A 13,109-nucleotide genomic window follows, 5' to 3' on the forward strand; every position below is an offset into this window, starting at 1 on the left:
TCCTCCTGCGCCGCCCTGGCCGAAGCCGCCGCAGCCGCAGCCGCGGACTCCTCCGCGAGCCGCCGCGCCTCCTCGGCCCTCAGCAGCGCCTCCTCCGCCTTGCGCTGCTTCTCCCGGCGCCGCTCCTCGGCCTCGGCGCGGAGCCTGGCCTCGTCCTCGGCCTGCCTCCTGAGACGCGCCTGCTCCGCCTCGTGGGCCTGCTGCTCGGCCTCCCGGCGCCTGCGCTCCTCCTCGGCCAGCCGGCGCTCCTCCTCGGCGCGCTGCCTGGCCTCCTCCGCCTGCCGTTCGGCCTCGCGCTGCCGCGCCTCCTCCAGCTCGCGGCGCTTGCGCTCCTCCTCCTCGGCACGGAGCTTGGCCAGCTGCGCCTGGCGCTCGCGCTCCAGCCGCTCCTCCTCCGCCTTGCGCGCCGCCTCTTCCTCGGCCCGGCGCCTGGCCTCCTCGATGGCGGCCTTCCGCGCGTCCTCCCTGGCCTTCACCTCGGCCTCGGACAGCGGCAGCATCTGGTCGAGCCGGTGCCGTACGACCGTGGTGACGGCCGCCGGTTCCTGGCCCGCGTCCACGACGAGGTACCGGGCGGGGTCGGCCGCCGCGAGCGTCAGGAAGCCGGACCGTACCCGCTGGTGGAACTCCGCGGGCTCCGACTCCAGTCGGTCCGGCGCCTCCGTGAAGCGCTCGCGCGCCGTCTCCGGGGAGACGTCGAGCAGCACCGTCAGGTGCGGTACGAGACCGTCCGTCGCCCAGCGCGAGATCCGCGCGATCTCGGTCGGCGAGAGGTCGCGGCCCGCGCCCTGGTACGCCACGGACGAGTCGATGTAGCGGTCCGAGATGACGATCGCACCGCGCTCCAGGGCGGGACGGACGACCGAATCGACGTGCTCGGCGCGGTCGGCCGCGTACAGCAGCGCCTCCGCGCGGTTCGACAGCCCGGCGCTCGACACGTCCAGCAGGATCGAACGCAGCCGCTTGCCGACCGGCGTGGCGCCCGGCTCGCGGGTGACGACCACTTCGTGTCCCTTGCCGCGGATCCACTCCGCCAACGCCTCCACCTGCGTGGACTTGCCGGAGCCGTCACCGCCCTCCACCGCGAGGAAGAAGCCCGACGCGGCCGGGGCCTGCGCCGGGTCGGCGCCGCCCCGCACCGCGTCCCGCAGGTCCCTGCGCAGCGGCACCCCGGCGCGGTCGTCGGTCTTGGCGAGGACGACCGCCGCGACGGGCAGCAGCAGTGCGCCGACCAGCATGAGCGTGAAGGCGGCGCCGCCGTGCGCGAAGACGAAGTCCTCGTTGGCGAGGCGGTGCGGGCCGATGGCGGCGGCGAGCAGGGGCGCGATCACCACTCCGGCCGCCACGAAGAGCCGTACGACCGCGTGGAGATGCCCGGTCACGCGCGTACGGAGCGATTCCTCGGTCTCCAGGTCGATCAGCGTGTGTCCGGTGTTCGCCGCGACTCCGGCGGCGAAGCCGGTGAACAGCGCGAGGAACAGTACGGTCGCCGTGTCCGGTACGAGTCCCATGGCGAGCAGCGCGATGCCGGTGAGCGCGATGGCCAGCGGGAGCAGGCGGCGGCGGGACAGGGAGGGCAGCACCTTGGCCGCGCCCCGGATGCCGAGCCCGGTGCCCCCGGTCAGGAAGAGGACGAGAAGCGCGAACGCGACGGGCCCTCCGCCGAGGTCCTTCGCGTGCAGGACGGACACGGACACGGCGGCCGCGATGGCACCGGCCACGGCGGAGCAGGCCAGGACGAACAGCGGCACGCCGCCCGTACGCCCCTTGCCCGCGCCGGAACCGGACCCGCCGGACCCCTGACCCGAAACGGAGGCCGAGGGCCGGCGCAGCCCCTCCAGCGGCGAGCGCGGCCGGGGCGTACGCCCGTCGGGCAGCTCGATGAAGTAGAGCGTCGACACGGAGGCGGCGAAGAGCCCCGCCGCCACGTACGACCCAAGGGCCGCCTGGTGGAGCGAGAACCAGTCGATGCCCGTACCGAGCAGATTGCCGATCAGTGTGGCCACGAGCAGCACGGCCGCCGCCGCAGGCACGGCGAGGAACGCCGTACGCAGCGAGAGGCGGTGCAGGGCGTCGAAGTGGTCGGGCAGCGGACGGACCGCCGCGCCCTCCAACGGAGGCGCCGGGAGCAGGGCGGGAGCCGCGCTCTCCTTGGCGACCGTCCAGAAACGCTCGGCGACCCCGGCCACGAAGACCGTGCTGAGCAGGATGGGCAGGGCGCGGTCGGGGGTCCAGTCGATCCACAGCGGGGCGATGATCAGGAGCGCGAGGCGTACGACGTCCGCGCCGATCATCGTCCAGCGGCGGTCGAGCGGCCCGCCCTCCCGCGGCGGCTTGCGCGGCTTGGCGCGCTTGCCGGAGGTGGTGCCGCGCGGGAGACGGCCGTCGGCCCCGACGGCCGAGGCACCGGCCCCGCCGCTCTCCCCCGTACCGGAAGTACCGGAAGGACCGGAAGCACCAGGAGCACCGGAATCCGTACCGGCAGTCGTCCTAGGACGGGTGCCGGAACCAGGAGTCACCAACGCCGTCAGCGGTCCCAGAAGCACCGCCCCGAACAGCACCGTGGCCACGACCCGCGCCCCGAACACCGCCGCGACGGCGAACGCCGCGCCCCGGTATCCCGCGCCGAACGAGCCCTCGGAGATGGCTGCTTGCAACGACAGCAGCAGAAGCACGAGAACGGCGAGCGCGTCGCCCACACCGCCGATGAGCTGGGCGCCCCACAGCCGCCGCAGCGGTGGGAGGCGCAGCAGTGAGCGTACGGCGCGCTCTCGTGAGTCTGCGGCAAGTGCGTCGGAGTCGGAGGTGGCGCTCACGACCGTTGGCTGCTCGGCTCGCGTCATCCGCCCAGCCTATCCGCAGCCGGTGACAGTCCGTGCGGCCGGTGCGGAGCGGGTGGTCCCGGCGTGGTGATTACCGCCCGGTTGCCCGCCCCGACCCGCCCATTCGTCCGCTTTTCCGGCCGCTCTCACCCGCACCGGCCGCTCATACTCGTCTTTGTCGGCCGCTCTTACTCGTCTTCGTCCGCCGCTCTTACTCCGTCAGTCTTCGTCGGCCACTGTTACTCGTCCGACTTGGCCGACCTCGACGCCGAAGCCGTTGACTTTTTCGTCGCGCTCGTCTTCTTCGCCGTCGTCTTCTTGGCGGCCGTCGCCGTGGTCTTCTTCGCGACGGCCTTCTTCGCCGTCGTCGCCTTCTTGGCCGGAGCCCGCTTCGCGGGAGCCTTCTTCGCCGTCTTCTTCGCCGGCGACTTGGCGCGCTTCTCCGCGAGCAGTTCGTAACCCCGCTCCGGGGTGATCGCCTCGACGCTGTCGTCCGTCCGCAGGGTCGCGTTCGTCTCGCCGTCGGTGACGTACGGACCGAAGCGACCGTCCTTCACCACCACGGGCCGCTCGCTCACCGGGTCCGTGCCCAGCTCCTTGAGCGGCGGCTTGGCCGCGGCCCGCCCCCGCTGCTTCGGCTGCGCGTAGATCGCCAGCGCCTCGTCGAGCGTGATGTCGAAGAGCTGGTTCTCGGTCTCCAAGGACCGTGAATCGGTGCCCTTCTTGAGATACGGGCCGTACCGGCCGTTCTGTGCCGTGATCTCGACCCCCTCGGCGTCCGTCCCCACCACACGCGGCAGCGACATCAGCTTGAGGGCGTCGTCGATGGTGACCGTGTCCAAGGACATCGACTTGAAGAGGGAGGCGGTACGCGGCTTGACGGCGTTCTTGCCCGTCTTCGGCGTGTTCTCGGGGAGGATCTCGGTGACGTACGGGCCGTACCGCCCGTCCTTCGCCACGATCTGGTTCCCCGTCACCGGGTCCGCGCCCAGCTCGAAGTCGCCGCTCGGCTTGGCCAGCAGCTCCTCCGCGTACTCGACCGTCAGCTCGTCCGGAGCCATCTCCTCCGGCACGTCGGCGCGCTGGTGGCCCTCCTCGTCCTTCTCGCCGCGCTCCACGTACGGCCCGTACCGGCCGACACGCAGCATGATGCCGTCGCCGACGGGGAACGAGGAGATCTCCCGGGCGTCGATCGCGCCGAGGTCCGTGACCAGTTCCTTGAGGCCGCCGAGGTGGTCCCCGTCGCCGTTGCCCGCGGCCGAGGCGGCGCCGACGTCCTCGCCGTCCCCGCCCTCGCCGAAGTAGAAGCGCTTGAGCCACGGCACGGAGTGCGCCTCGCCCCGCGCGATGCGGTCGAGGTCGTCCTCCATGCGGGCCGTGAAGTCGTAGTCGACCAGCCGGCCGAAGTGCGTCTCCAGCAGGTTGACCACGGCGAAGGAGAGGAAGGACGGGACGAGCGCCGTGCCCTTCTTGAACACGTAACCGCGGTCGAGAATCGTCCCGATGATCGAGGCGTACGTGGACGGGCGGCCGATCTCGCGCTCCTCCAGCTCCTTGACCAGCGACGCCTCGGTGTAGCGCGCCGGGGGCTTGGTGGCGTGGCCGTCGACCGTCAGCTCCTCGGCGGAGAGCGCGTCGCCCTCGGCGACCTGCGGCAGCCGGCGCTCGCGGTCGTCCAGCTCGGCGTTCGGGTCGTCCGCGCCTTCGACGTACGCCTTCATGAAGCCGTGGAAGGTGATCGTCTTGCCGGACGCGGAGAACTCCGCCTCGCGGCCGTCGGAGGCGGAGCCGACGATCTTGACGGTCACGCTGTTGCCGACCGCGTCCTTCATCTGGGAGGCGACGGTCCGCTTCCAGATCAGCTCGTAGAGGCGGAACTGGTCGCCGGACAGACCCGTCTCGGCGGGGGTGCGGAAACGATCACCCGAGGGCCGGATCGCCTCGTGCGCCTCCTGCGCGTTCTTGACCTTGCCGGCGTACGTGCGCGGCTTGTCGGGCAGGTAGTTCGCCCCGTAGAGCTGCGTGACCTGCGCGCGGGCCGCCGAGATCGCGGTGTCGGAGAGCGTCGTGGAGTCCGTACGCATATAGGTGATGAAGCCGTTCTCGTACAGCTTCTGCGCGACCTGCATCGTGGACTTGGCCCCGAAGCCCAGCTTGCGCGAGGCCTCCTGCTGGAGTGTCGTCGTACGGAAGGGGGCGTACGGGGAGCGGCGGTACGGCTTCGACTCGACGGACCGTACCGAGAACGAGGCGTTCTCCAGCGCGGCGGCCAGGGCGCGCGCGTTCGCCTCGTCCAGGTGGAGCGTCTGCTCGGACTTGATACGGCCGTCGGAACCGAAGTCACGGCCCTGGGCGACCCGCTTGCCGTCGACCGCGTTGAGCCGGGCGATCAGCGAGGACGGGTCGGAGGCGTCACCGGCGCGGCCGGTGGAGAACGTGCCGGTCAGGTCCCAGTACTCGGCGGAGCGGAAGGCGATGCGCTCGCGTTCGCGCTCGACGACGAGGCGGGTGGCGACGGACTGCACGCGGCCGGCGGACAGGCCCCGCATGACCTTCTTCCACAGGACCGGCGAGACCTCGTAGCCGTACAGCCGGTCGAGGATCCGGCGGGTCTCCTGGGCGTCGACCATGCGCGTGTTCAGCTCGCGCGGGTTGGCGACGGCGGCCCTGATCGCGTCCTTGGTGATCTCGTGGAAGACCATCCGGTGGACGGGGACCTTGGGCTTGAGGACTTCCTGGAGGTGCCACGCGATGGCTTCGCCCTCGCGGTCCTCATCCGTGGCGAGGTAGAGCTCGTCGGACTCGGCCAGCAGCTCCTTGAGCTTTCTGACCTGGGCCTTCTTGTCGGTGTTGACGACGTAGATCGGCTGGAAGTCGTTGTCCACGTCCACACCGAGACGCCGTACCTCGCCCGTGTACTTCTCGGGCACCTCGGCGGCACCGTTCGGGAGGTCGCGGATGTGCCCGACGCTCGCCTCGACGACATAGCCGGGGCCGAGGTAGCCCTTGATCGTCTTCGCCTTGGCAGGCGACTCGACGATGACGAGTCGGCGGCCGCCGTGTGCGGCTTCGCTGGTCGGGGACAACTTCGCTCTTCTCTCCGGATCGACACTCGGTGGGCCCGTACGCCAGTACGGCAGAACGGCACGGCGGGACCGGTACGGCCCAGCGGTGACGCTGCTTCGCTGCGGAGTGTGACGGTACAACCCGCCCCCGTGTCAAACGGCAAAAGACCGCAACGGCCACTCGAACGGTAACCCGACTCCGGGCATTCCTGCCGCCCGGACCCCCGGGCCCGTCGCGTCGGACCGCTTCCCCGGTGGTTCCGGGGCGGGCCGGGAGGGGGGTCGTGCGCCGGGGGTACGGAGAGGGTCCCGCGCAGGTCCGGCGGGTGCGGGGCCCGGTGCGGAGGAGCTTGCCGATCATGGACGGAAGATTCCGGTCCCGGATCGGAAAGCGAGGCTCGGATCGGCGACCGGAGAGGAACTCGGGCGCAGGGCGACGCAGGGCTCAGATGCGACCGAAGCACCAGACGCCGAGTGCGAGGAAGGCCACGCCCGAGAGTGTCGCGAGTGTGATGGAGGCCGCCGCCCCGACCCCGTGGGCCACCGGCGCGCGGTGCAGGACCCGTACCCCGGTCCACAGCAGCAGCGCGGCGCCGAACAGCGCGAAGGCCGTCCCCGCGAAGATCGCCGGCCCGCTCTCCATGCCCGCACCCCGTTCACTCCGTCGTACCCGGCCGCTACCCGCGCCCGTTCCGGCGCGCCGCGACCCAGGAGCCCGAGGCTGGCAGCCCGGGACGTCAGGAGTACGAATTTCGGGTGAACGCCACGCGCGGGTTCACCCGGAAGCCGGTTCCAGGAAGCCCTCCTCCACCAGGAGCCGGATCGACTGCGGCGTACGGTCCCGGAGCAGCACCGGGTCCTCGCCCATGACCTGCGCGATGGCGTCCAGGATCCGCCCGGCGCTCAGCGTGCCGTCACAGACCCCGGCGAAGCCCGCCCCGACCGTGTCGACCTTCGTGGCCCGCCGCATCCCCCGGTGCTGGCGCAACACCACGTGCTCGGGATCCTCCGCGCCCGGCAGCCCGACCTGCTCCTGGACGACCTCGGTCGCCAGCACGAAGTGGTCGGCGAGCAGCGCCGCGTCGTCGTGCTCCCGCAGATAGTCCTGCCGTTCGAAGTGCGCCTGTACGGCGTCGCCGAGCGGCTGCTCCACCGAGTGCGGCCACTCCTCCGCGACGACCGACGGCTGCTCGGCGCCGGACTTCCTGAGCGTGATCCAGCCGAAGCCGACCGCCTTGGTCCCACGGGACTCGAACTCGTCCAGCCACGCCCCGTACCGCGCCGCGTACGCCTCGGGCTCGCTCCGGTGGTCGCCGCCGTCGCGCAGCCACAACTCCGCGTACTGCGTGACGTCCTGGACCTCCCGCTGGACGATCCACGCGTCGCAGCCGCGCGGCACCCAGGAGCGCAGCCGCTCCTGCCACTCCTCCCCCTCCACGTGCTCCCAGTTGGCGAGAAACTGCGCGTACCCACCCCGGTTCAGCCGGTCCCCCGCCTGCGACACCAGCGTCCGGCACAGGTCGTCGCCGGCCATGCCGCCGTCCCGGTAGGTGAGCCGGGCGCCGGGCGAGATGACGAAGGGCGGATTCGACACGATGAGGTCGTACGTCTCGTCCGCGACCGGCTCGAACAGGGACCCCTGGCGCAGGTCGGCCTCGGGCGCCCCGGAGAGCGCCAGGGTGAGACGGGTGAAGGCGAGGGCGCGCGGATTGAGGTCGGTGGCCGTCACGCGTGTGGCGTGCCGGGTCGCGTGCAGCGCCTGGATGCCGGAGCCCGTGCCGAGGTCGAGGGCGCTCTCCACCGGGGTCCGTACGGTGATTCCGGCCAAGGTCGTCGAGGCCCCGCCGACGCCGAGCACGACCCCTTCGTCGTGGTCCCCGACGCCTCCGGCACCGCCGACGGCGCAGCCCAGGTCGGAGACGATGAACCAGTCCTGCCCCTCGGGGCCGCCGTACGGCCGTACGTCGACCGTGGCGCGGATCTCGTCCCCGTCCTCGGTGATCCAGCCCCCGGCCAGCGCCTCGGGCAGCGCCAGTGCGCGCTCCGCGTGCTCCCGGGCGACGGGCCGCTGGAGCAGGAAGAGCCGTACGAGCGATTCGAGCGCGGTGTGGCCCTCGGTGGCACGCAGGGCGGGCACGGTCTCGCTGCGGGCGAGCGCGGTGTAGGCCGGGGCGCCGAGCAGGTCGAGCAGACCGTCGGCGGTGAAGTCCGCGGCGAGGAGGACCTCACGGAGTCGGGACGAGTGGTCGGGCGAGGGAAGGCTGGTCGTACTCACCTCTCCATTGTGGCGGTTGTCACTGACAACGGCCCGCGGCCCGCCGCCCGGAAGGGGCGCGGCGGGCCGCGGTGTCGCGAGTCCTCCCCGCGGTGACGAGCGTGCGGACGGGGTCGTCGGTCCGCGGACAGGGTGCGGACAGGGTTACGAGGCCGCGGACGGGCTCGCGGCGTCCGAGGCGGACGGGGACGGCTTCTGGCAGCCGGGCTGCTTCGCCATGGCCTTGCCGACCTCGCCGGACTGGAGCTTCTGGAGCGCGTCGTCACCGCTCTTGCTGAGCTTGTCGAGCTCCTCGGCGACACCGGTGAGGCCGTCGGCGAACTTCGCCTGGTCCTTGGTGTCGAGCGCGTCGACCTTCTGCTTGAGGCCCGCGTAGGCGGCCGAGGTGGCGTTGAGTTCCTTGACGGCTTCCTGCTGGGTCGTCGCGCCGTCCTTGACGGGCGGGGCGCCCGCGCCGCTCACGGCGGATCCCAGGGCCTTGTAGGCGTCCGAGATGGACTGGAAGGCCGCCGAGTCCGTCTTCTGGACGTCGGCCGGCTTGCTGCTGTCCGAGGTGACCTGCTGGATGGAGACGTTGGCGTCCGCGATCTTCTTCAGCTGTGGCTGTACCTGGTCGCAGACCTGCTTCGCCCAGTCGTTCACCTTGTTGTCGCTGTCGTCGCCGCTGCTACAGCCGGTCAGCGCCATGAGCAGTGCCGCACCGCCGGACAGCGCGGCCACAAGCTTCTTGTTCACCGGTTTGGTCCCTTCCAAGGCTCTCGGCCCCGGAACATACACGCCATGTGGGCTACACCCGCGCGCCGGACGTCCGGTTGATAACGCATTGGAGCCATTTGCACCAGCAGCAGGGGAGAGACACCTCACCCTCGCCGCCCCTCTGTGCGCGGGGCGCGAGGAGCGAGGCGTGGGGAGCGGGCGACGGCCGACGCGGCGGGGCAACGCCCCCGTAGAACAAGAAGAGCCCTGCACGGCAGGGCCAGTCTTGAAGGGAATCAGGAATTCACGGCAGCGCCACGGCATGGGCCGTCGGCCAGGTCATCCGGATGACGCCACCGTCGTCGTCCGAGGTGACTTCGACGTCGTCGACGAGCCCGCTGATGACGGCGAGTCCCATCTCGTCCTCACCGTCGGCGTCATGGTCGTAGAGATCGCCGGCCGGCGCTCCGCCGCCCGTCTCGGGGGCTTCGGTGGCGACGCTGCCCGTGCTCGGCACCTCGTCGCCGACCTCGATGGAGAAGGTCTTCTCCTCCTCGATGAGGACCACCCTCACCGGGGCGGTGATGTGGTGACTGCGATGCAGCCCGACCGCCCGGCTGCATGCCTCACCGACCGCGAGTCTGACCTCGTCCAACACAGCTTCATCGACGCCGGCCCGGCGCGCCACGGCGGCCGCCACCAGACGGGCCGTCCTGACATGTTCGGGCTGGGCGCTGAAGCGGAGTTCAACGGTGGCCATGCGATCCCCCTCGAACGTACGAGCGTGCAAACTCACAGGACGCGGGCGCCCGGGCACACGGCCCGGAGCCCACCGCCCTTCCTCCGGAAGGTGGCGACCGACCTCAGTCGGTGGCCGCCACGGCCTCGTCGACCGTGGTGTGGATGGGGAACACCTTGGTCAGACCGGTGATCCGGAAGATCTTGAGAATGCGCTCCTGGTTGCAGACCAGACGCAGCGAGCCTTCATGCGCACGCACCCGCTTGAGTCCGCCCACGAGCACGCCGAGACCGGTGGAGTCCAGGAAGTCCACGCCTTCCATGTCGACAACCAGGTGGTAGCTGCCGTCGTTCACCAACTCGACCAACTGCTCGCGCAGCTTGGGCGCGGTATACACATCAATCTCGCCACCGACCTCGACGACCGTACGGTCGCCACCAGGGCCGGACACATTGCGAGTCGACAGAGACAGGTCCACGGATCCTCCAGCACCTTGCTATCGAGCGGTCGCCCCTCGGGTCTCCCCGACGGAGCCAGGGGACGTATCGCCAGCCGCGATGGCATTCAATCACTTACCAGCAGCCATGCACGACGCCTTGGGACCATTGTCCGTCATGCCAGTGACACACTCGATGCCGATGGCCAGGAATCACCGCCCCCAAGGACCCGCCGAGAGCGGGGAAAGCCGCCCCTCCCCCGGCACGGTCCTCGACCGGCTCGCCGCGGGGGCGGGCCGTGCTGCGCGCATCACCCATACGGAGCACCTGCCCCCGAGGGCGGGTCGTCATGCGGTCTGGCCTGATCGCATCCGCGCGGAGGTGATCGACGCGGTCCAGCGGGCCGGAATCGATCATCCGTGGGCCCACCAGGCGACCGCCGCCGAGCACGCCCTGGACGGCGAATCCGTCGTGATCGCCACCGGCACCGCCTCCGGCAAGTCCCTCGCCTACCTCGCTCCCGTGCTGAGCACCCTCCTGGACGGCTCCGAGGCCCCCAACGGGCGCGGCGCGACCGCCCTGTACCTGGCTCCCACGAAGGCCCTCGCCGCCGACCAGCGCCGCTCCGTCAAGGAACTCGCCGCCCCGCTGGGCACCCGCGTACGCCCCGCCGTCTACGACGGGGACACGCCCGTCGAGGAGCGCGAGTGGGTCAGGCAGTACGCCAACTACGTCCTGACCAATCCGGACATGCTGCACCGGGGGATACTCCCGTCCCACCCCCGCTGGGCCTCCTTCCTGCGCTCCCTGCGCTATGTCGTGATCGACGAGTGCCACACCTACCGGGGCGTCTTCGGCTCGCACGTGGCCCAGGTGCTGCGGCGGCTGCGCCGTGTCTGCGCCCGCTACGGGGCGGACCCCGTCTTCCTGCTGGCCTCCGCCACCGCCGCGCAGCCCGCCCTGGCCGCCGGACGGCTCACCGGCCTGCCCGTCCACGAGGTCGCCGACGACGCCTCCCCGCGCGGCGAGCTGGTCTTCGCCCTCTGGGAACCCCCGCTCACCGAGCTCCACGGCGAGAAGGGCGCGCCCGTCCGCCGTACCGCCACCGCCGAGACGGCCGAGCTCCTCACCGACCTCACCCTCCAGGGCGTCCGTACGGTCGCGTTCGTACGCTCCCGGCGCGGCGCCGAGCTCATCTCCGTCATCGCCCAGGAACGGCTGGCCCAGGTCGACCGTTCCCTGGTCCGCCGGGTCGCCGCCTACCGGGGCGGCTACCTGCCCGAGGAACGCCGCGCCCTGGAGAAGGCCCTGCACTCCGGCGAACTCCTCGGCCTCGCGGCCACCACCGCCCTGGAACTCGGCATCGACGTGTCCGGCCTGGAGGCCGTCCTGATCGCCGGCTACCCCGGCACCCGCGCCTCGCTGTGGCAGCAGGCGGGGCGGGCGGGCCGCGCCGGGCAGGGGGCGCTGGCCGTCCTGGTCGCACGGGACGACCCGCTGGACACCTTCCTCGTCCACCACCCCGAGGCGCTGTTCCAGCAGCCCGTCGAGTCGACCGTCCTCGATCCGGACAACCCGTACGTCCTCGCCCCCCACCTGTGCGCGGCCGCCGCGGAGCTGCCCCTCACCGAGGCCGACCTGCCGCTCTTCGGCCCGGCCGCCGCCGGGCTGCTCCCCCAGCTGGAGTCCGCCGGGCTGCTGCGGCGGCGCGCGTCCGGCTGGTACTGGACCCGCAGGCAGCGCGCCGCCGATCTCGCCGACATCCGGGGCGAGGGAGGCCGGCCCGTCCAGATCGTCGAGGCGGCCACCGGCCGGCTGCTCGGCACCGTCGACGAACCCGCCTCGCACGCCGCCGTCCACGACGGCGCCGTCCACCTCCACCAGGGCCGCACCTACCTGGTGAAACAGCTCGACCTGGAGGACTCGGTCGCCCTGGTCGAGGAGGCGAGCCCGCCGTACTCCACGACCGCCCGCGACACCACCGCCATCTCCGTCCTGGAGACCGACACCGAGATCCCCTGGGGCGCGGGACGCCTCTGCTACGGCTCCGTCGAGGTCACCAACCAGGTCGTCTCCTTCCTGCGCCGCAGGCTCATCACGGGCGAGGTGCTCGGCGAGAGCAAGCTCGACCTCCCGCCCCGCACCCTGCGTACCCGGGCCGTCTGGTGGACGGTCACCGAGGACCAGCTCGACGCCGCCCGGGTCAACCCGGAACAGCTGGCCGGTGCCCTGCACGCCGCCGAGCACGCCTCGATCGGGATGCTGCCGCTCTTCGCGACCTGCGACCGCTGGGACATCGGCGGGGTGTCCGTACCGCTCCACCCGGACACGCTGCTGCCGACGGTCTTCGTGTACGACGGCCACCCCGGCGGCGCGGGCTTCGCCGAGCGCGCGTTCCACACGGCCCGCGCATGGCTCACGGCCACCCGTGAGGCGATCTCGTCCTGCGAGTGCGAGGCGGGCTGCCCCTCCTGCGTCCAGTCCCCGAAGTGCGGCAACGGCAACGAGCCCCTGCACAAGCGCGGCGCGGTCCGCCTCCTCACCGAACTGCTCAAGGCCGCACCGGCGGACTCCGAGGCCGTGCCCACCCCCGGGACACAGCCCCCGAGCCCGGGTCGGCCGACAGCTGCCCCGCAGCCGGAGCCGACGCGAATCCCGGAGCCGGAGCCCGCCCCCGCGCCGACGCCGACGTCAGAGGCTTCAGAGGCTTCAGAGGCTTCAGAGGCTTCAGAGGCAACGGTGTCGGCGGCGACGCCCACGGTGACCGTGCCGCCCGCGCGGTCCGAAGCTGAGCCCCACCCCGGACCCCGTCCCAGCTCCGAACCTGAGTCCCGGCCGGAACCCGAGCCTCGACCCGCGCCCGGGCCCGAGCAGGGACCGGCGCCGGTAGCGGTGGTCCCGCCCGGGCCCTGACCACCGGGCCGTACGGGCCGAACCGCGCCCGTACGCTCACGTCCGCGATCTCCCCCGTCAGCACACACCGCACCAGCTCCGCCCCCTGGGCCGCCGCCACCTCCGCCGCCCGGTCGCAGGCGGCGGCCCGGCCCTGAAGTGCCCGCCCGGCCGCGCCCAGGG

8 protein-coding genes are annotated in these 13,109 nt (G+C 72.0%); 1 reads left to right on the forward strand and 7 read right to left on the reverse strand.

The features are described from left to right. The 7 genes from tmk to GT042_RS04925 form a co-directional block, all read right to left on the reverse strand. The coding region (tmk, locus tag GT042_RS04890) for a dTMP kinase (protein WP_237530479.1) at positions 1–2,843 on the reverse strand (2,843 nt) is incomplete at its 3' end. A 218-nt stretch (positions 2,844–3,061) separates the two neighbouring features. Further along, positions 3,062–5,908, reverse strand: coding sequence for a type I DNA topoisomerase (gene topA / locus GT042_RS04900; RefSeq protein ID WP_161307458.1), 2,847 nt, complete (start codon positions 5,906–5,908; stop codon positions 3,062–3,064). Between the two features lie 424 nt (positions 5,909–6,332). After that, a complete protein-coding gene (locus tag GT042_RS04905; RefSeq protein WP_161307459.1) occupies positions 6,333–6,530 on the reverse strand; it encodes a hypothetical protein in 198 nt (65 codons plus the stop codon). A gap of 132 nt (positions 6,531–6,662) precedes the next feature. After that, the gene (locus GT042_RS04910) at positions 6,663–8,162 is read right to left on the reverse strand and encodes a methyltransferase (RefSeq protein ID WP_161307460.1); all 1,500 of its coding nucleotides are present in this window, start codon (positions 8,160–8,162) and stop codon (positions 6,663–6,665) included. 144 nt (positions 8,163–8,306) lie between these two features. Next, entirely contained in the window at positions 8,307–8,897 is a 591-nt protein-coding gene (locus GT042_RS04915; protein ID WP_161307461.1) for a small secreted protein, read from the reverse strand. 265 nt (positions 8,898–9,162) lie between these two features. Continuing rightward, positions 9,163–9,618, reverse strand: a complete 456-nt coding sequence (locus tag GT042_RS04920; protein WP_202532362.1) for an ATP-binding protein — start codon at positions 9,616–9,618, stop codon at positions 9,163–9,165. Between the two features lie 103 nt (positions 9,619–9,721). Further along, positions 9,722–10,075, reverse strand: coding sequence for an STAS domain-containing protein (locus GT042_RS04925; protein ID WP_003967428.1), 354 nt, complete (start codon positions 10,073–10,075; stop codon positions 9,722–9,724). Between the two features lie 79 nt (positions 10,076–10,154). Here GT042_RS04925 and GT042_RS04930 point away from each other — a divergent pair, with 79 nt between their 5' ends. Continuing rightward, complete coding sequence (locus GT042_RS04930) at positions 10,155–12,947, forward strand: DEAD/DEAH box helicase (protein WP_237530480.1); 2,793 nt, start codon at positions 10,155–10,157, stop codon at positions 12,945–12,947. The last annotated feature ends 162 nt before the right edge of the window (positions 12,948–13,109 follow it).

Source organism: Streptomyces sp. SID3212 (assembly GCF_009865405.1).
In the GTDB taxonomy this organism is placed as follows: domain Bacteria; phylum Actinomycetota; class Actinomycetes; order Streptomycetales; family Streptomycetaceae; genus Streptomyces.